Here is a 17,677-nt window from a genome sequence, read left to right on the forward strand (position 1 = left end):
AATGATGCGTTCTGTCCGCGGTGCTGGAATCGATCGGTCGCATGGCTGATTCCGTCTCGCGGACCGAGCTGGATGGCGAGCCGATAGCGATTGGCGACTGGCTTGCAGGAAGTGTCGACGGCTTCCCATGCAGCTCTTGCATGATCCAGATGATCAATGGTTTTAGGTTGGGATCTGCCGTCTATATTCCAGCGTTGTTGATTCGTGTCTTTAAGGTTGACGGGACGATAATTTTCGATTTTTCATTCGACATGGATTGGTCGAATGTTGCCGTGGCCATGCCTATGCTGCATCGGCATTTCCAGCAATTGAAGTTGCTGAGTGAAGCGCGCACTGTGTTTGGAGGGATGGAGCCGGCGCAGGATCTGGACACTAGATTTTTCACTGATGATGCGCGCGGCCCTTTGGGGAGTTCCATTGTCTGATCTGGAAGGGAATCGCCGCTCCGTGAGGGCTTAGGCTTGATCTCTTAGGGGATTTCAACCACTGGCGATTGCGGCAAGGGTGATTCACAAGGGTTGGGTACTACGTGAAGCTGAGTGGGATCGGTTCTACGGGTGGGGGGCGAAGTCCCCGTTGATCGATCCGATCATCAACGTCGACGCGGCTCGAAATCCCAATGATCGCCTGCAGAAGATGCGAGGCGCGCAATAACATCTCGATGAAGGCCGGGGGCGATACCGCGTTGCGTGGTGCCACGGCGACCGATGATCGCATCCTATAATGTCAGATAGGAAGGTTTTGGTGCTCGGCCAGGAAGCTGCTGTGAAGGGTTACAAGGACGCTGTTGCTGCGGGGAAGAGGATATATGAGTCCAATGCGGGAGGCGTCTCTTTCGTTGTGTACATCGATGATGCCGGTGTAGTTAAAAATTTCCACCCTAAGTGAGGTTGGTATGAGTGATCAGTTGTTTGGATCTTGGATGGATAAGAGGGATTCTGATTGGGTGGTTTTTGCTTACTTTGATTGGATTTATTCTTCGGGAGTGTTTATTCAGATGCTCGAGTGTTTATCAAGGGGCTGGGGTTTTGGCACCGATGATGTTGACTGTAGATTCCCAGATAATAGTAGCTTCGACGTGGATGATCACTTTTCTGGGGTGGAATTTTCATATGGGCTCAAGTATGACCCGGACGTTGTGATTGTTAGTGATGAAGAGTTTAGTCGATACCTGGGTATGGCATGTCTCAAGTATATAGAAAGAACTCCGGGATCGGCTGAGTACGTTCGCTCAATGCTGTGCCGGAATGAGCTGGGAAATGGCTAATCCAGACTGCGGCCCTGCTGATGATTGCAGCATCGTTGATGCGGGCGCTGTGGCTGGTTGGAGATCACTTCAGTGATGTCCCTGATCTGGAGGGGCGGTTTGTTGTTTGCTATCCGGACGGGAGTTTAAGGTTTGGGTATGAAGTGGAGGGGGTTACTGAGTTCTTTGAATGACTGATCGCTTGCGTTCCGCGCTCCCCGATTTGCCCAGGGCAACTTGCCGCATGCGATTGTCACGAGCGGGGACTGACAGCGAGGTAGCATGGGCGCTTCATCAATTCAGCTGGTAGACGTAGTGTTGAATATTAAAATCAGGCATCATCTGATTATTACTAGTGGAATTCCGATGGCTATTGCAGCCAGTGCAGGAAAGGCCAGCGGCAGCTATTAGGGTGTCGGCCAGCAGAGCGGCCTGTTTGGGGCAATGGCGGCTACCAGGTCGATGCCGGCCACTTGAACCCTGGTGGGCGAGGCGATTGCCAGCACCCATGCGGGCAACTGGCTGGGCAGGCAGGAAATCGAACTCATGGAGTCCGAGCGGGCCGCGTGTGATGGAGAAGGGGGCGATGTCCGAGCCTGCAAGGACTCTGTGACACGTGCGTATGACGAGTTGAACGCATAACGCGACCGTGAACTGCTTGCGTACGGTGCTGCTGTTGAGCTGAGCATGCGCTCCTCTCCAGCTACTTCAGAGGACGACTGGAAGCACGAGTGGGCGACTCGTGTCGATCAATACTGGGAACAGTACGGTGTTGCGGTTGAGGACAGGGTCGCTGGACCCACGCCGGGAGCGGACGCAGAATTTGCTTATCGTCAGCTTAAAAATGTCGCCCTCGCTTCGGGTATGACAGCCGTCGGAGAGGTGATGGACAAGGGTCTCGATCGATGGTTCATGGACGAGAGTCGGCGAAACCTCGAGGCAACTTTGGAGGTCTATCTTCGACGTTGAGCTTGATGCGGGGCTATGTATCATCTCTTCACCCTGACATCTACATGCAGTGTGCTATCGATCAATCGTCGGTCATGACGAAGACCGAAGAGATGGCTGCTTATCTTGCGATCCTGTCAAGTGGAGGTTCCACGTTCTCCCATTTTGTCGTGGTCGATGGTGTGACAGAGCGCGCCGGTGTCAAGGTTGTAGCTATTCGAGATCCTCATGGTGTTCATTACTTCAGTGCATTGTCCACGTTCGAGAGAAATTTCTCAGGTGATGTTGTAGTTCCGAGGGGAGTGCAAAAATGAAATTGAGGGTTAGCTTTCCAGATAATCTTGCTTCTGAGGGTCTGATAAATCAGGAGCGAATTCCGTGCTTGTGTAAAGTGGCTGATTGCTTTGAAGTTGTCATCTTCGACAGCAGTCCTGAAGTCACAGGTGTTATGGAGGAGTGGGATCGTCGGGAGCTGGCGCTGCGGGCGGTTGCGGGCGCCGGCGGGAAGTACTCTCATTATGCGAGAGGGCTTATCACGATTCGGCCGGTGAGTTTGGGTCTCTATGATATTATTGATCTGCAGTTCTTCTATGCCAGCATGGGTTGGTGTCCGGTGATTCGGGATGGGGAGTACGCCCCGCCACTATCTTATGAGGGTGACGGCTGGGGAGTTAGTAGCTAGGGCCATGTCGTCTCTTTGTTGGGTCCAATTTTTGGTGCGCAGGAGTAGTTGGTGCGCTGGCGCCCTATGCCGCTTACTTCATCGGCAGCAAGTTGGACCCGAACCACCGACGTCCCCCCGGGTTTAAAAGCGCCTGGGAGGAAATATGCCACTTCATCAAGCGTTACGCCGCGACGTGCGAGTTCCAGTTTGTGCTCTCCTTCCAGTTCGAGAGCGTCTATGCGGCAAGTCTCGGGAAGGCTCTGGTCTTCCCGGGGCCTGTTGCCCTGTAATGCCAGATAGCGGGGCGGCAGGCCCCGGCCTTATCCTATTCTCGGTACACGTGGCGATATGCCTTCTGGATATAACGCCCTCGTGGGTCGCCCGCTTTCACACCTGTCTGCACAGTTCCAGAGTTTTGGATCGATATAATAATATCGCCCTATCAAGTTTCCCTTGCCTGCGCCGCCATCGATCATACGGCCATGATCAAGGGAATTGAGATGCTCGCCTTACGCAACCTCCGAGTGGGATCCCGGCTGGGTGCCGGGTTTGGATTGCTGCTGCTGTTCATCGTGGCCATCGTCGGCCTGGCGCTGTACGGAAACCATCTGAAGTCCGCCCAGTTCTCGAAAGTGGTGGACGTCAACATGGTGAAGATGCGGCTGTTGAACGAGATGCTGGATACCAACAACGCGGTGTTGATGCACCGCCGGCTGATGGTGATCAAGCGCGGCGAGGATTTCGACAAGGATTATCAGAAGGCGCAGGAACTGTCGCAGACCTACGACGGTATCTGGGCCAAGTACATCAAGATTCCGCGCGACGCCACCGGCGATACCCTGGTCGCGAAGATCGACGCGGCACGCAAGGCCACCGACGCCTCCACCCAGCATCTGCACGAGCGCATGAAGGCGGGTGATTTTGACGGTGCGGCCAAGGAGCTGCTCGCCGAGCACGGCCTGGCGACCGCATGGAACGAGACGATCTCGACCCTGCTGCGGCATCAGGAGACACTGACCGCGCGCAGCCGCGAGGAATACCGTTCAACCGAATCCTGGACCGGCACGTTGTCGATCGTGTTCGGCGTGCTGAGCCTGGTACTGGGCTCGCTTGCCGCGTGGGCGATCACCCGCAGCCTGACCCGCCCACTGGAAGGCGCGGTGAGGCTGGCCGACGGCATCGCTAACGGGCGGCTGGACAACAGCATCGACGCGTCCGGCAACGATGAGGTGACGCAGCTGCTCAGATCGATGCAGCGCATGCAGGCGCAGTTGCAGTCGGTGATGGCGGCGCAGGGCGAGTTGGCCCGTCAGCACGATGCCGGCAGCCTCAGCTATCGCATGGACGAGAGTGCCTTCCCCGGCGACTACGGGCGCATGGTGCACGAGACGAATGCGCTGGTCGGCTCGCATGTGCAGGTGCAGAACCGGCTGATCGAAGTGATGAAGCACTACGCCCAGGGCGACCTGTCGGTGGACATGGATCCGCTGCCGGGCGAGAAGGCGGCGATCACCCAGGCAATGGACGAGACCAAGACCAGCCTGTCGGCGATCAACAGCGAGATCCGCCGGTTGGCGACAGCGGCCGCGGCAGGCGACTTCAGCCTGCGCGGCGATGAAGATCGCTTCGCCTATGATTTCCGCGACATGGTGGCAGGGCTCAATTGCCTGATGCAGACCACCGACGAGAACCTGGTGCAGGTGTCGACGCTGCTGCAGGCGATCTCGCGCGGTGACCTGACCGTGCGCATGCAGGGTGACTTCCGCGGCGTGTTCGCCCGCATGCGCGATGACTGCAATGCCACCGTCGATCAGCTCAAGCAGATTGTCGGCCGCATCCAGTCCAGCGCGTCCAGCATCAACCTGGCGGCAGGCGAGATTGCCTCGGGCAACACCGATCTGTCGCGGCGCACCGAGCAGCAGGCGGCGAACCTGGAAGAGACGGCGGCGTCGATGGAGGAACTGACCTCCACCGTGAAGCAGAACGCCGAGCACGCCCGCCAGGCCAACCAGCTCGCGATCGGCGCGCACGGTGTCGCCTCGCAGGGCGGCGAGGTGGTCGGCCAGGTGGTCACCACGATGTCGGCCATCGAAGCCTCGTCGAAGAAGATCGCCGAGATCATCAGCGTCATCGACGGCATCGCCTTCCAGACCAACATCCTGGCCTTGAACGCGGCGGTGGAAGCCGCGCGTGCCGGTGAACAGGGCAGGGGCTTTGCGGTGGTGGCCAGTGAGGTGCGCACGCTGGCACAGCGCTCGGCCGGTGCGGCCAAGGAGATCAAGGGCCTGATCGAGGATTCGGTCGGCAAGGTCGCCGATGGATCGGCGCTGGTCCGCCAGGCAGGCACTACGATGGGCGAGATCGTGGCGTCGGTGCAGCGCGTGACCGACATCATGGCCGAGATCTCTGCCGCGTCGCAGGAGCAGAGCTCGGGCATCGAACAGGTCAACCAGGCGGTGGTGCAGATGGACGAAACCACGCAGCAGAATGCGGCGCTGGTGGAAGAAGCCAGCGCGGCGGCACGCTCCATGGCGGAGCAGGCCACCCTGCTGGCCGAGGCGGTATCGGTGTTCCGCACCGGTGCGGCAACCGCGGCTGCACCCGTGCGTCCGGCCCTGGCTGCGGTGGCCGCGACGGTTACTCCGGTGCGCAGGCCGGCGGCACTGTCGCCGCGCATCGAGCCGACACTGGCGGCCAATGCCGGTGGTTGGGAAGAGTTCTAGGGGCGTGGCGCGCCATTAGGGAGACGGCGCCCATCACGACGGCTGATCGTGATGGGCGCGGATTTTCTTCCTGAACGCGCTATGGCCGATGAGGTGGCGGACACGCGCATTTCACTTCCGGTTGCCAACCGCAGGAGGAGACTTGCGCCATACCGGAACTCAGGAGATGGCCATGAAGACCTCGACCCGATTGCTTGTGCTGGGCACCCTGCTGGCGGCTTCGTCGGTGGCCGGCGCGCAGACGTATGGCCCGCGCGATGAGGGACGCAAGTTCAACGACGGCAGCCGTGTGGTCTGCAAGAACGTGGAAGTGCAGCGCAACTCGCGCGATCCGAACCGCATTGCGGGTACGGCCACGGGCGCAGTGATCGGCGGCCTACTGGGCAACCAGGTGGGCGGCGGCAATGGCAAGAAGCTCGCTACCGTGGCCGGTGCCGTGGCCGGTGGTGCGGCCGGTCGCCAGATCCAGGGCAACAGCCAGCAGAAGAACGGCGACCGCGTGGTCGAGCGCCGTTGCGAGCGCGTCTATCGTTGATCGGTTGCCGGCAGCGCCCGTTCCCCCTTACACATCGCAGTACTCGAACGCCGGCCCCGCGCCGGCGTTCTTCGTTCCGGACCTGTATCGCTGACTCCGGCGTCGTGCCTATACTGCGCCGACTCAACGGATGAATGTCCAGTGAACGAATCGGCTCCAGCTCCCCAACCGGCACCGCTCGCAAGGCACGACCCGATACCGGAAGCGACTGCCCATTCCCATCGGGTGCGTGATCGCACCGATGAACTCGAGCTCTTCATTTCGGGCCTGCTGGCGTTCGCGCTGCTGGCCGTGCCGGGTTATCTGTTCGACGCCTGGGCGCGCAGCAGCCTGCACACCGAAGGCATGTACTTCCAGATGCTCTGGTTCGGTTTCAGCATCAGTGTCGGCATGTGCTATGTGCTGGCAGTGGCCTTGATCATCCATCTCACGGTGCGCGGCTACTGGATCGGGCTGATCGGCCTCAGGTCGCATTTCCCCGATGGCATTGACTGGGGGCGCCTGCCAAGAATGGGGGCGGTCACGCGCGCCTTCCTGCAGGCCCGGGACGGAGGCCTAGATGGCAGCATCGAACGTGCCGACCGGCTGGCGACGATGCTGTTCTCGACCACCCTGCTTGCCGTACAGACATTGGCGGGCACGCTGGTATTGGCCGTCCTGACGCTTGGTGTGTCGATGGTGATCGGCGCGCTGTCCGGTGGCGCCGATCATGTCGCCATGCTCGCCCTGTGCACCGTGCTGGCCGCAATGTTGGCGCTGGCTGTTACCCCCGGGATCCTGGAAAAGATCGTGGCGCGGCGGCAGGCGCGCGGGCAGCCCCATGAGCGACCGCAGCGACTGCTGCAGGGCATGCTGGCGGCACTGCAACGGGTTCCGCTGTTGCGCCTGATGCAGACCATGCAGCTGACCATGCAGAGCAACCTGCGCTCGCGCTCGTTCATGGCGGCCTACCTGTTCGCGGTGCTGGTAGCGATGCTGCTGGCGGCCGTGCAGGTGATGGCGTCGTTGAAGTTCTCGCTGTTCAACCGTTACCAGATCGTCACGGAAGCGGCGGTTGAGCACGGCATGCTGAGTGCGCATTACGAATCGATGCGTTCGGCGCATGACCAGCTGCTGCCGTACCCGATGATCCCGTCGGACACGATCAGCGGTGCGCAGCTTCGTTTGTTCATTCCGCATCGCCCGCAACGCGACAATCCGCTGGCGCGCCAGCATTGCACCGCACTTCCGGACGCGCGCAATGAGGCCACCGGGCAACAGGCCGCCAATGCCGCAGTGGAGTGCCTTTCCCGGCTCTGGCTGGTCAAGCTGGACGGCACCCCGGTCGACCTGCATGGCTTCGTGCCCATGGAGCGGCGTGACCTGGATATGCGGGGCCTGGTGGGGTACCTGCCTACCCGGGGACTCGCACCCGGACGCCATGACCTGGAGCTGGTGTGGAATGCTGCAGGCGGCGAGCGGGGGGCCGGACGGCGCCGCGCGTTCCGCATCCCGTTCTGGTACGCCCCGGACCCCTGAACCTTGGATCAAAGCGGCCATGCCGCGCCGCTTGAACAGGCCGCTTACGACTTAATTCCCTCCGTCCCCTTTTTGGCGAGGAGGCGCCAGGTGGCGAGGCTGCCATAGAGCAGCAGCAGGACGGTGAGGGTGATCAGTTCGTGTCTGACGTCGGCCAGGCGGGCGTCCATCTGGTTCAGGCGCACCATCAGATTGATGCCCGAGGTGGTCGGCAGCAGCTGTGCCAGCCAGACCAGCGGTTGCGGCGTCATCACCGCCGGCCACGACAGGTTGGCCAGGAAAAACAGCGGGATGGAGGTGGCGATGATGTACTGGAAGGCGCGCTCGCGGGTGCGGAAGAAGCTGCCGACGAACAGGCCGAAGGCCACGGTGGTGGCGATGAACAAGGTGCCGCCCAGCAGCTGGCCCATCGGGTTGCCGCCGCGCGGATAGTCCTGCACCCAGGCGGTGAAACCGGCGTACCAGAACAGGCCGAACAGGCCGATCAGGCCGAAGCCCAACGCCATGCCGGCCAGCGTCGGCAGGTCGAAGCGCAGGCGCCGGCCCAGTGCGAGGCGGCGGCCGCCGAGCAGAACGCCGATGCCCATCAACAGCGTCTGGTGCACGATCAGCTCGGCCACGCCGGGCACGATGGCGCTGCCATAGCCTTCCTGCGTGTTGTACAGCGGGCGCTGCACCAGGGTGACCGGCGGTGCCTGCGGCGCACCCATGAAGGCGGCCTGGCCGACCACCGCATCACGCCCGAACGCACCCAGCGCATCAGCTACGCTGCCCAGCACCCAGCTGGCGCGGCCCAGGTAGGCACCGTTGCCAAGCAATACCAGCTTGGCCGGATGGCCGCGCAGGATGTCGCGCTCCAGGTTGGCCGGGATCACGACGATGCCTTCGGCGTGGCCGGCTTCGAGCTGCTCGCGTGCGCTGTCGACGTCCGCCGGTTGCCCGACCACGCGCGCAACGCGCAGTGCGTCGAGCTTGCGCAGCAGCTCGCGGCTGGTCGCGCTATGGTCTTCGTCCACCACCAGCACCGGCAGGTTGCCGGCCACCTGGTGCCGGTAGGCGGCTGGATAGAAGAACGAATACAGGATCACCGCACCGACCATCACCACGATCGCGTAGCGGTCGCACAGCACCGCCATCAGGGTCTGCCGCAGGCTGCGCCAGAGCATGCTCATGCGTCAGCCCCTGCGGATTGTGCGGCGGCAGGCGTGCGTGCAAAGGCGATCAGGCGCAGGCCGCCGATGCCACCGGCCACCACCGTCATCAACAGCAGCGTAGCCAGCGGCCATGCCGAAACCTGCAGCGGCGCGCCGATGAACTGCTGCTGGGTCTGCAGCTTGATGTAGGCGCTCAATGGCAGCAGCTGGTGCCAGACGCGGGTAAACAACGGCCCGTCCAGCACCGGGAAAGTAGCGCTGGAGAACGCCAGTGCGGTGCCGATGCTCAGACCGACCGCAGACAACGCGGTGCCCATGTCGCGGGTGACGCCGACGAAGAACAGCGCGTAGGCGGCCGTGGCCAGGTAGAACAACGGCTGCGCGAGCAGCAGCAGAAGCACGCTGCCGGCCACACCATCGCCGCGCAGCCACGCCAGGTAGCCGATGCCGAGCGCGCCATACAGCGAGAACAGCAGGAGGTACGGCGCGACCTTGCCGGCAATCGCCGACCACGGCGTGCGAGCCAGCCAGGCGGGCAGGGTGCCATCGCGGATCTCGCGGCCGAGGCTGCCGGCCACCGCAAGTGCCAGTACCAGTGACAGCACCGCCGGGAAGATCAGTGGCAGCAGGAACAGTTCGTAGCTGCGCGCCGGGTTGTAGAGGATGTCCGACTGCACCGCGATCGGCGCCGCGCGCAGCTTGCCCGGGCCGACCTGCAGGCCGATGCGCTCGCGCAGCAGGCGTGCGTTCCATGCGGAAACCGCGTCGCCGATGTCGCGCGACGCCGACTGGCCGGTGGTCATGTAGGTGGCGTTGTAATAGGCGAACACCGTGCCCTGGCGCCCACGCAGCGCCTGCCGGGTGACATCGCGCGGCACCAGCACGATGGCGAACACGTCCAGGCTGCGCAGCTGCGATCGTGCCTCCTCCAGGTCCGCTGGCTGGCTGGCGACGCGTACGCCGGGACTGGCGTCGAGCATGCGCAGCAGCAGGCGGCTGTCACTGCTGTGGTCAAGGTCGACCACAGCAATCGGGATATCGCGCATCACCGACGGCGTGAACATCCATGCCATCACGACCAGCATCAGCAGTGGCAGCAAGGTGACCAGCAGCAGGTCGGCACGGTTGCCGCGCAGCGACTGCAGCTCGCGCCGCCACGAAGCGGCGAAGCCGTTGCGGTCCGGGCTCAGTGCTGGGGCCATGCGAACAGCACGCTCATGCCGGGGCGGAAGCCCTCGATGCGGCGTACCGGGCGCACCCGCACCTCGAAGCTGCGGACGTCATAGCCGGACGACTGGCGGGTGGTACGCCAGGTTGCGTAGTCGCCGGCCGGATTGATGAAGTAGACCTCGAACTCGCCATCCAGGCCCAGCGCCGGCACGCTTCCCTGCAGTTTGCTGCCGACCTTCAGGCCCTGCATCTGCGATTCGCGCAGGTTCATCGCCACCCACATGCGGTCGATGTCGACCAGGGTGAACACCGGATAGCCGGCCGGCACCAGCTCGCCCGGATCGGCCATGCGCTTGTTGATCTCGCCCGCCACCGGCGCGCGTCCTTCCACTTCGGCTCGCGCGGCGTTGACCTCGGCCACCGCGCCCTGCGCCTGCTGCACCTGGCCCTGCGCGGCACGCTTGTCCTGCTCGCGTGCGCCGGCCAGTGCCATGTCGTACTGCGCGCGGGCGGCGCGGGCCAGTTCGCGCGAACTGGTGGCCTGGGCATGCGCTTCATCGCGCTTCTGCCGGGTCATCACCCCTTCGTTGAACAGGTTCTGCACGCGCCGGTAGGTGGCTTCGGCCAGTGTCGCGCCGGCTTCGGCCCGCTTCCAGTTCGCTTCGGCGGCGCGGATGTCTTCGCTGCGCGCGCCTTCGTCGGCCTTGTCGGCCACCGCCTGCGCAGCCGCCAATGCGCCGTGCGCCTGCTGTTCCTTGGCAGCCACTTCGGGGCTGTCGAGCAGGAACAGCACCTGCCCGGGCTGCACGCGGTCGCCCTCGCGTACCTTCAGTTCGGCCACGCGCGCGGTGATCTTGGCAGCCACGTTGATGGTGTCCGCATCGGCCATGCCCTGGATCTGGTCGGCCGGGCTGCGCCAGGCCAGCCACAGGCCCAGCACCACCGCGACCAGCAGGACCACCAGCAGGATCGGTCCCAGCCGCCGCTTGCCCGGGGGCGTCGTCGCATCGTCGTGCAGCACATCACTCATGGTCGATCACCTCGTCCGCACGCCGCCGGAACTCTTCGAAACGGTCCATCTGTCCACTGACCTCCAGCAACTGTGCCAGCGCAATATCGTATTGGTAGGCGGCCTGTGCGCGCTCGACGCGGGCGCCACCCAGGCCGAGCCGCGCGTCGATCACATCCAGCGAAGTCGCCTGGCCTTCGCGGAACGCCAGCTCCTGCAGGCGCAGGTTTTCCTGCGCCTGGGCGATGCTGCTGTCGAGCAGCACGAACTGCTGGCGCGCGGTTTCCAGTTCGTTCCAGGCCTTGCGCACGCCCAGTGCGACCTGGTTCTCGGCCTCGCGCAGGCCTGCTTCGGCCTGCTCCTGCTGCGCACGCGCGGCGCTGATCTGCGCCGGCCGCGAGTTCGGCGACAGGAAGGTGTACTTCAGGCCGATGCCGAACGCCCAGTCCGGGTCGGTCAGCATCTCGTCGCGGCGACGGAAGTCGTACTGGCCGAAGGCGAAGATCTGCGGCTTCAGCTTGGCCTGCTGCACGCGCACGCCCTGTTCGGCCTGCGCCACCATCGCCCGCAAGCGCGCGATCTGCGGCTGGCGCGCCTGCGCCGTGCGCTCGAAGCTGGCCACCGGTTCCAGCGGCACGCGCTGCACGAACAGCGGCGACACCGGTTGCACCTCGCCACCACTGCGCAGCAGCGTGGCCAGCGCGGCCTTCAGCGTAGCCAGATCGTTCACCGTCTTCTGGTATTCGCGCTCGGCCTTGTCGCGGGCCACGGTGGCCTGCAGGCGCTGGGCGCGGGTGGCAAAGCCCTCGCGTTCCAGCTTTTCTGCATCGGACAGGTGGCGGTTGAGGCCGTCGCGCACGTCGCGGCGCACGTCCACCGCCTGCTCGGCCAGGCGCTGGCCGAAGTAGGCCTGGGCCAGCTGCACGGTCAATGATTGGCGCTGCGCCTCGCGCTCGGCGTTGGCCTGCTCATGGGCGGCGCTGGCCGCACGTTGCGCGGCCGGGATCACGCCGCCGGTGTACAGCGGCAGCACCGCGGTCACTACCGGGCGTGTACGCCAGTCGCGCTCGGTGAACGACAGCGGCGAATCGATACCGAAGGCTTCAGCCACGGGCGCCAGCGAACCCAGTGGCAGGGTCAGGGTCTTCTGGAACTGCAGGCGGCGCACTTCGCCGGTGATCTCCGGCAGGCGCAGCAGGCGCGTGGCGTCCTGCAGGTCCTGCTTGTTGCGTACCGCTGCATCAGCGGCCGCCAGCGCATCGGAGACCTGCTCCAGGCGTTGGCGTGCCTGTTCCCAGTCCAATGCGGGGGCTTCGTTGCTGTTCTGCGCGGACGCAGCGGTTGGCAGGCAGGTCGCCAGCACCAGCGCCAGCGCGGCCTTCGCGCGGTGCATCCTTGTACGTCGGCCGATCACGCCCATGCCGTCCCAGTGGTAAAGAAGTGCGCAAACGGTAGTGCGCGCGGCGTGAAGCCCGAGTCTGCGGTCATCGGATTGTCCTCAACGAAGGGTGCCGCTGGCTGCAGTGCGCAGCGCCTGGGTGATGTGCTGCAGCGTGCTTGAGCGCACGGCGGCATGTTGCCAGTACAGCGGCACATCCAGCCAGCGGCGGGGTTCCAGTACCACCACGCGGCCGGCGCGCACGGCGGGCGCGACCAGGGTTTCCGGGGCCATGCCCCAACCGAGTCCACACGCGGCGGCTTCGACGAAACCGGTGGAAGAGGGCAGGTAGTGTAGCGGCGGCTGCAGTCGCGCGCGGGTCAGGCGCCGCACGAAGCGCCATTGCAGTTCATCCTTGCGGTTGAACACCAGCATCGGTGCGCGCGCCAGGGCCGCGGCCTGCATGCCATCGTTGAAGTACTGGCGGGCGAAGCCGAGCGAAGCGATCGCGTGGTAACGCATGGCGCCGAGCGGGTACACGTTGCAGCCCTTCACCGGCTGGCTTTCGGCGGTCACTGCGCCGAGCACGCTGCCATCGCGCAGCAACTGCAGGGTGTGGTCCTGGTCGTCCATGCGCAGGTCGAACAGGTAGCCATGGCGCTGGTGCAGGTCGGCGACGGCGGGCACGAACCAGGTATCAAGCGAGTCGTCGTTGACCGCCAGGGGGATGGGCGTACGCGCAGCGTCGTTGCCACGCTCGGGTAGCAGCTCGGCCAGCGCCTCGGCTTCCAGCGCCTGCATCGGGCGTACCCGGCGCAGCAGCGCTTCCCCCGCGGCAGTCGGTCGGCAGGGTGCCTGGCGCACCACCAGGACCTGCCCGAGCCTGTCTTCCAGCGCCTTGATCCGTTGCGACAGTGCTGATGGGCTGATCGACAGGCGGCGTGCCGCGGCCTCGAAGCTGCCTTCTTCCAGCACCGCAGCGAATGCGGCCAATTGTGGATGTACCAGATCCATGCCGGTGCCCCTTCAGTTTTCCTGCACAGGATAAAGAAAAATCAGATTGTCTAAACAGGGGCGGTGGCCGCACCCTGCGCGTCCCCTCGCTGCCTGGCCTGTCCTGATGTGGATCGCCGCTACCGCCGCCGGCCTGTTCGCAGGTGCCGGCCTGATCATCGCCATCGGCGCACAGAATGCCTTCGTGCTGCGCCAGGGCCTGCAGCAGCGGCATGTGGGCAGGGTGGTGCTGGCCTGCGCCGGCGCGGACACCGCGTTGATCCTGGCCGGCGTCGGTGGCATGGGCGCGCTGGTGCTGCAGTGGCCGCTGCTGCTGCAGGGGCTGCGCTTCGGTGGCGCGGCGTTCCTGCTCTGGTATGGCCTGCGGGCCGGCCTGCGCGCGTGGCGCGGTGGTAGCGTATTGGCCGCCGCCGAGGCGCAGGGGGGCAGCGGACGGAAGGTGCTGCTGACCTGCCTGGCGTTCACCCTGCTCAACCCGCACGTCTATCTGGATACGGTGGTGCTGCTGGGCAGCCTGTCCACGCGCTACCCGGGCGATCTGCGCTGGGCCTTCGCCGCCGGGGCCTGCGTGGCCAGCGTGGCCTGGTTCTGCTCGCTCGGCTATGGGGCGCGCCTGTTGCAGCCGGTGTTCCGCAGGCCGAGTGCCTGGCGGGTGCTGGATGCAGGCGTGGCGATGTTCATGCTCTGCCTGGCCACGCTACTGCTGTTGCGTCCGCTCTAGGCCGCGTCCACCACGCACAGTGGCGCTTCGCCGGGGCGCAGGGTCAGTACGCGTACACCGTTGCGGGTGACCGCCACCGTGTGCTCGAACTGCGCCGACAGCTTGCCGTCGCGGGTGTACACCGGCCATTCGTCCGGCTGCTGGCGGATGGCCGGCTTGCCCTGGTTGAGCATCGGCTCGATGGTGAACACCATGCCTTCTTCCAGCACCCTGCCGGTGTTGGGATGGCCGTAGTGCAGGATCTGCGGTTCTTCGTGCATTTCCTGGCCGATGCCATGGCCGCAGTATTCCTTCACCACGCTGTAGCCGTGGCTGCGCGCGTGGCGGGCGATGGCGTGGCCGATATCGCCCAGGCGCGCGCCGGGGCGCACCGCAGCGATGCCTTTCCACATCGCCTGGTAGGCGGTCTGCACCAGCCTGCGCGCGGCGTAGTCGACCTCACCGACCAGGTAGGTGGTGCTGGAGTCGGCGATGTAGCCGTTCTTCTCCAGGGTGATGTCGAGGTTGACGATCTGGCCATTGCGCAGCACGTCGGTGGTGCTGGGAACGCCGTGGCAGACCACGTTGTCGATCGAGGTGTTGAGCACATACGGGAAGCCGTACTGGCCCTTGCTGGCCGGCCGCGCCTGCAGTTCATCGACGATCATGCGTTCGACGAACTCGTTGATCTCCATCGTGCTGCGGCCCTGCAGCGGCAGCCGGTCGAGCGCGGCGAACACCTGCGCCAGCAGGCGCCCGGATTCGGCCATCAGCGCGATTTCGTGCGGCTGCTTGATCACCGCCACGTCAGGCCCGTCCGGGTGCCAGCGCCTGTGGCTGCACGCCGGCGGCGCGCAGTTCGCTGGCGACGATGTCCTGGAAGCTCAGCGTGGGGTTCATTTCGCACAGCATGCCGACCCGGATCCAGAAGTTGGCCTGGGCGTTGATCGAGCGGCTGGAGACGGTGCAGGCACGGCGCAGCTGGTCGTGCAGGGTGTCATCGATGTTGACGATGCCCATTGGCGGTCCTGGAGCAGGGAATATACGAATCGTATATGTTTCGTATATTTGCCTCAAGCCCGCGTTGTTCAGTCCAGGTGGGTGGCAAAGCGCAGGCGGTTGCCGTCGGGGTCGCGCAGCAGCATTTCGCGGCTGCCCCAGTCGGTGTCATGCGGTGGCTGCTCGATCGGCACGCTGGCGGCGCTGAAGGCGCGGTACACGCTGTCGACGTCGTCGACGATGAAGTACACCGCGCTGCCGACCTCGCAGTCACCGCTGTGCTCGGTGAGGAAGATCGTCTGGCCATCGCGGGTGAGCTGGGCGAACAACGGCAAACCGGCTTCGAAGCGGTGTTCCCAGTCGACCACGAAACCCAGCCCCTGCACGTAGAACGGCAGGGTGGTATCGGCATGGCGCATGCGCAGTTGCGGGATGACGGTCTGGGGCATGGCGGCGGCTCCGAGGTGGGAACCCAGTGTAGAGCCGAGCCATGCTCGGCTGCTGTTCGCGGTCCCCTCAGGCGAGCATGGCTCGACTCTACAGAAGGCGCCAGCCGGGCGTGGGCTCGGCTCTACCCGGCGCTGGTAGATGCCAACCTTGGTTGGCATTGCCGGCCAGCGGCCGGCCCTACCGACGCGGTCAGCAGGCCGTCGGCACGGCGGCCATCGCCGCCAGCAGTTCGCGGTTCACCTGTTGGTGCCGTGCCTGCCAGACGGGAAGTTCATCGGCGCTGATGTCCGGCTGGCCATCCAGCGACGACAACCAGCGCTTGAAGCGGCTCTGGTAGTTCGCCAGCGAGACTTCGCCGGTGATGTCACTGCCGACCAGGCCACCGGCGCGCAGTGCTTCGATCACCACCAGTGCGTGTTCCAGCTGGAAGCGGCCCTGGTCCCAGTTGCTGCGCGCAACGTCCTCGGCGAATACATCCTTGTCGATCGACAGGTAGGTCGGCTGTGGGGATGCGGCCTGCTCGGCGGCGAACGCGGCGACCAGTGCCTCCGGGTGCTCGAAGCGTCGGAACGCACGGCCCATGCCGAGGCGGTGGCCCCAGCCCACGTCCACGTCCATGCACCAGTACGTCAGGCGTCCACCCATCAGCGGTCGCCAGTGGTTCTCCCAGGCATGACCGGGGCCGATGTCGCTGGAAGTGATGCCGAGCACATGGATGTGCGAGATCTGCGGCAGCTTGCTGGCGGCGTTCACCCACGAGCCGCAGTGCATGCCGAGCGGGAACCGCATGTTGTCCGGATGGTTGTCCAGCACCACCAGCTGGAACGGGGCCTGCCCATGCATGCGGCGCAGCAGTGGCAGGCTCAGGTGGTGGAAGTCGCCACTGCCGAGCATGACGGTTCCGAGCTGGGCCGGCAGCGGTGCCAGCACGTCAGCGGCGAAACGGTCGAGGGTGGCATTGCTGCAGGCAAAGCGCAGCGGGTCATGCCACTGCGGCAGGGCCAGGGTCTGCGCCTGTGGCAGCGGCAGCACGCCACCGTCCAGGTCCAGGATCAGCGGGGAACGCAACGGCATCATTCAACCGCCTCCATCAGGTTCGCCCTGCAGATAGGGTGCCAGCCTGCGCAGCGCAGCGCGCAGCAACGGGGAACCAGCATGGATCGCATGCCGGGTGGAGGTGAAGCGCGCACCCAGTTCGGCCTTGATCCGCGAGTCGGTCCAGCCGGCCACGTAGTGGCTCAGGCCGTGCTGCTGCGCGTACTCGAGGTTGTGCATCCAGCTGACTGCGTACAGGTTGTGCTCGCGCGACTGCGGATAGGCCAGGCCGATGTACTTGTCCACCAGCTTGCCGGCATGCACGTAGCACAGGTTCCAGCCGATCAGCCGGCCCTGGTGGCGGTACAGGAACATCCGTCCCTGGCCCTGGCTGTCGGCCAGCAGGTACTGGAAATAGGGCAGGTCGAGCTGGTCGAAATGCACCGCGCTCTGCGCGTATACGCCCAGGTACAGCGCGTACAGTTCGGCCTGCAGGTGCGGGTCGGCCAGGGCCGGGTTGCCGGTGGCGATGCAGTCGATCTGCAGGTCATCGCGCGAACGCAGCTTGCGACGGATGTTCTTGCGGCGCGAGGATGACAGGCGGCCGAGATAGTCCTCGAGCGAATCGAAATCGATCGCCACCCAGGCCAGCGGCATGCCTTCCAGTTCGACGAAGCCGCGTGCCAGCAGCGCCTGCAGGAAGGCGCCGCTGTGTGCGTTGGCGGCGTCGTCCAGCAGCGGTGAATCGATCGCCAGGTCCTTCACCACCAGCAGCCGGGTATCGCCGATCGCGTGACGTGTCACGTCCTCGGCCAGCGCCTCCGGCGCCACGTGCGCCGGCAACGGGGTGTACTCGGTGCTGGTGGCACCGACGAAGCGCGTCTTCCAGGTGATCCAAGGCCGCCACAGGCGCGACAGCGGCAGGCCGAGCAGCCTGCCGCGCAGTTCGTCGTCCATCGTGGTGGTCAGGTCCAACGGGGCACGGAAGGTCGGCAGGCCGCTGGGAAGGCGGCCCGCCTCGAATCCGAGCGGCGGGTGGGCCAGGAAGCCCTCCAGTAGCGCGGCCGGTTCCAGCGCGGTGCTGGATGCGCGTGACGTCATTTCCATCGGCACGGGAACCGGCAGTGCATCGAC

The 17,677-nt window shown here is 64.8% G+C and carries 18 protein-coding genes; 8 read left to right on the forward strand and 10 right to left on the reverse strand.

What is annotated here, in order from left to right; translation table 11 throughout:
* The first annotated feature begins 41 nt into the window (after nucleotides 1-41).
* The 7 genes from RCF13_RS25820 (at nucleotide 42) to RCF13_RS25850 (ending at nucleotide 7,634) form a co-directional block, all read left to right on the forward strand.
* On the forward strand, nucleotides 42-425 hold the full coding sequence (locus RCF13_RS25820) for a hypothetical protein (RefSeq protein ID WP_134967848.1): 384 nt from the start codon (nucleotides 42-44) through the stop codon (nucleotides 423-425).
* Between the two features lie 470 nt (nucleotides 426-895).
* Nucleotides 896-1,267 (forward strand): ribonuclease toxin immunity protein CdiI, encoded by a 372-nt coding sequence (gene cdiI / locus RCF13_RS25825; RefSeq protein WP_141239355.1) that lies wholly within the window; start codon nucleotides 896-898, stop codon nucleotides 1,265-1,267.
* A gap of 1,022 nt (nucleotides 1,268-2,289) precedes the next feature.
* The gene (locus tag RCF13_RS25830) at nucleotides 2,290-2,508 is read left to right on the forward strand and encodes a hypothetical protein (RefSeq protein ID WP_134967849.1); all 219 of its coding nucleotides are present in this window, start codon (nucleotides 2,290-2,292) and stop codon (nucleotides 2,506-2,508) included.
* Nucleotides 2,505-2,876 (forward strand): hypothetical protein, encoded by a 372-nt coding sequence (locus RCF13_RS25835; RefSeq protein WP_231352618.1) that lies wholly within the window; start codon nucleotides 2,505-2,507, stop codon nucleotides 2,874-2,876. The genes RCF13_RS25830 and RCF13_RS25835 overlap by 4 nt, the downstream gene beginning before the upstream one ends.
* Before the next feature lie 482 nt (nucleotides 2,877-3,358).
* The gene (locus tag RCF13_RS25840) at nucleotides 3,359-5,581 is read left to right on the forward strand and encodes a methyl-accepting chemotaxis protein (RefSeq protein ID WP_134967865.1); all 2,223 of its coding nucleotides are present in this window, start codon (nucleotides 3,359-3,361) and stop codon (nucleotides 5,579-5,581) included.
* Nucleotides 5,582-5,747: 166 nt separating this feature from the next.
* Complete coding sequence (locus RCF13_RS25845) at nucleotides 5,748-6,116, forward strand: glycine zipper 2TM domain-containing protein (protein ID WP_005415760.1); 369 nt, start codon at nucleotides 5,748-5,750, stop codon at nucleotides 6,114-6,116.
* A 225-nt stretch (nucleotides 6,117-6,341) separates the two neighbouring features.
* Nucleotides 6,342-7,634, forward strand: a complete 1,293-nt coding sequence (locus RCF13_RS25850) for a hypothetical protein (protein WP_181357848.1) — start codon at nucleotides 6,342-6,344, stop codon at nucleotides 7,632-7,634.
* A gap of 44 nt (nucleotides 7,635-7,678) precedes the next feature.
* On the opposite strand, the gene RCF13_RS25855 is transcribed toward RCF13_RS25850, so the two are convergent.
* From RCF13_RS25855 to RCF13_RS25875, 5 genes are all read right to left on the reverse strand, one after another.
* Nucleotides 7,679-8,806, reverse strand: coding sequence for an ABC transporter permease (locus RCF13_RS25855; protein WP_134967851.1), 1,128 nt, complete (start codon nucleotides 8,804-8,806; stop codon nucleotides 7,679-7,681).
* The gene (locus tag RCF13_RS25860; protein ID WP_005415762.1) at nucleotides 8,803-9,990 is read right to left on the reverse strand and encodes an ABC transporter permease; all 1,188 of its coding nucleotides are present in this window, start codon (nucleotides 9,988-9,990) and stop codon (nucleotides 8,803-8,805) included. Before RCF13_RS25860 ends, RCF13_RS25855 begins: the two co-directional genes overlap by 4 nt.
* Complete coding sequence (locus RCF13_RS25865; RefSeq protein WP_072166865.1) at nucleotides 9,975-10,988, reverse strand: efflux RND transporter periplasmic adaptor subunit; 1,014 nt, start codon at nucleotides 10,986-10,988, stop codon at nucleotides 9,975-9,977. The genes RCF13_RS25860 and RCF13_RS25865 overlap by 16 nt, the downstream gene beginning before the upstream one ends.
* Nucleotides 10,981-12,387: a TolC family protein gene (locus RCF13_RS25870; RefSeq protein ID WP_235643116.1), complete on the reverse strand. Its 1,407-nt coding sequence runs from the start codon at nucleotides 12,385-12,387 to the stop codon at nucleotides 10,981-10,983. The genes RCF13_RS25865 and RCF13_RS25870 overlap by 8 nt, the downstream gene beginning before the upstream one ends.
* Before the next feature lie 78 nt (nucleotides 12,388-12,465).
* Complete coding sequence (locus tag RCF13_RS25875) at nucleotides 12,466-13,359, reverse strand: LysR family transcriptional regulator ArgP (protein ID WP_231352620.1); 894 nt, start codon at nucleotides 13,357-13,359, stop codon at nucleotides 12,466-12,468.
* Between the two features lie 106 nt (nucleotides 13,360-13,465).
* Here RCF13_RS25875 and RCF13_RS25880 point away from each other — a divergent pair, with 106 nt between their 5' ends.
* Nucleotides 13,466-14,080: a LysE/ArgO family amino acid transporter gene (locus tag RCF13_RS25880; protein ID WP_134967853.1), complete on the forward strand. Its 615-nt coding sequence runs from the start codon at nucleotides 13,466-13,468 to the stop codon at nucleotides 14,078-14,080.
* Here RCF13_RS25880 and map read toward each other — a convergent pair.
* From map to RCF13_RS25905, 5 genes are all read right to left on the reverse strand, one after another.
* Nucleotides 14,077-14,859 carry a type I methionyl aminopeptidase gene (gene map / locus RCF13_RS25885; RefSeq protein ID WP_134967866.1) on the reverse strand — a complete coding sequence of 261 codons (783 nt, stop codon included), beginning with the start codon at nucleotides 14,857-14,859 and terminating at the stop codon, nucleotides 14,077-14,079. The genes RCF13_RS25880 and map overlap by 4 nt on opposite strands.
* 7 nt (nucleotides 14,860-14,866) lie before the next feature.
* On the reverse strand, nucleotides 14,867-15,079 hold the full coding sequence (locus RCF13_RS25890) for a ParD-like family protein (RefSeq protein ID WP_006425741.1): 213 nt from the start codon (nucleotides 15,077-15,079) through the stop codon (nucleotides 14,867-14,869).
* 68 nt (nucleotides 15,080-15,147) lie between these two features.
* Complete coding sequence (locus RCF13_RS25895) at nucleotides 15,148-15,507, reverse strand: VOC family protein (RefSeq protein WP_061479539.1); 360 nt, start codon at nucleotides 15,505-15,507, stop codon at nucleotides 15,148-15,150.
* A 190-nt stretch (nucleotides 15,508-15,697) separates the two neighbouring features.
* On the reverse strand, nucleotides 15,698-16,582 hold the full coding sequence (locus RCF13_RS25900; RefSeq protein WP_134967854.1) for a hypothetical protein: 885 nt from the start codon (nucleotides 16,580-16,582) through the stop codon (nucleotides 15,698-15,700).
* A gap of 3 nt (nucleotides 16,583-16,585) precedes the next feature.
* Nucleotides 16,586-17,650, reverse strand: coding sequence for a GNAT family N-acetyltransferase (locus RCF13_RS25905; protein ID WP_134967855.1), 1,065 nt, complete (start codon nucleotides 17,648-17,650; stop codon nucleotides 16,586-16,588).
* Nucleotides 17,651-17,677: the final 27 nt, after the last annotated feature.

The sequence above is a fragment of the Stenotrophomonas maltophilia group sp. RNC7 genome (assembly GCF_030910085.1).
Classification (GTDB): domain Bacteria; phylum Pseudomonadota; class Gammaproteobacteria; order Xanthomonadales; family Xanthomonadaceae; genus Stenotrophomonas; species Stenotrophomonas sepilia.

Coding starts and splice junctions, on each gene's coding strand:
- RCF13_RS25820 (WP_134967848.1), top strand. CDS start 42: ATGGCTGATTCCGTCTCGCGGACCGAGCTGGATGGCGAGCCGATAGCG.
- cdiI (WP_141239355.1), top strand. CDS start 896: ATGAGTGATCAGTTGTTTGGATCTTGGATGGATAAGAGGGATTCTGAT.
- RCF13_RS25830 (WP_134967849.1), top strand. CDS start 2,290: ATGACGAAGACCGAAGAGATGGCTGCTTATCTTGCGATCCTGTCAAGT.
- RCF13_RS25835 (WP_231352618.1), top strand. CDS start 2,505: ATGAAATTGAGGGTTAGCTTTCCAGATAATCTTGCTTCTGAGGGTCTG.
- RCF13_RS25840 (WP_134967865.1), top strand. CDS start 3,359: ATGCTCGCCTTACGCAACCTCCGAGTGGGATCCCGGCTGGGTGCCGGG.
- RCF13_RS25845 (WP_005415760.1), top strand. CDS start 5,748: ATGGCCATGAAGACCTCGACCCGATTGCTTGTGCTGGGCACCCTGCTG.
- RCF13_RS25855 (WP_134967851.1), bottom strand. CDS start 8,806: ATGAGCATGCTCTGGCGCAGCCTGCGGCAGACCCTGATGGCGGTGCTG.
- RCF13_RS25860 (WP_005415762.1), bottom strand. CDS start 9,990: ATGGCCCCAGCACTGAGCCCGGACCGCAACGGCTTCGCCGCTTCGTGG.
- RCF13_RS25865 (WP_072166865.1), bottom strand. CDS start 10,988: ATGAGTGATGTGCTGCACGACGATGCGACGACGCCCCCGGGCAAGCGG.
- RCF13_RS25870 (WP_235643116.1), bottom strand. CDS start 12,387: ATGGGCGTGATCGGCCGACGTACAAGGATGCACCGCGCGAAGGCCGCG.
- RCF13_RS25875 (WP_231352620.1), bottom strand. CDS start 13,359: ATGGATCTGGTACATCCACAATTGGCCGCATTCGCTGCGGTGCTGGAA.
- RCF13_RS25880 (WP_134967853.1), top strand. CDS start 13,466: ATGTGGATCGCCGCTACCGCCGCCGGCCTGTTCGCAGGTGCCGGCCTG.
- RCF13_RS25890 (WP_006425741.1), bottom strand. CDS start 15,079: ATGGGCATCGTCAACATCGATGACACCCTGCACGACCAGCTGCGCCGT.
- RCF13_RS25895 (WP_061479539.1), bottom strand. CDS start 15,507: ATGCCCCAGACCGTCATCCCGCAACTGCGCATGCGCCATGCCGATACC.
- RCF13_RS25900 (WP_134967854.1), bottom strand. CDS start 16,582: ATGCCGTTGCGTTCCCCGCTGATCCTGGACCTGGACGGTGGCGTGCTG.
- RCF13_RS25905 (WP_134967855.1), bottom strand. CDS start 17,650: ATGGAAATGACGTCACGCGCATCCAGCACCGCGCTGGAACCGGCCGCG.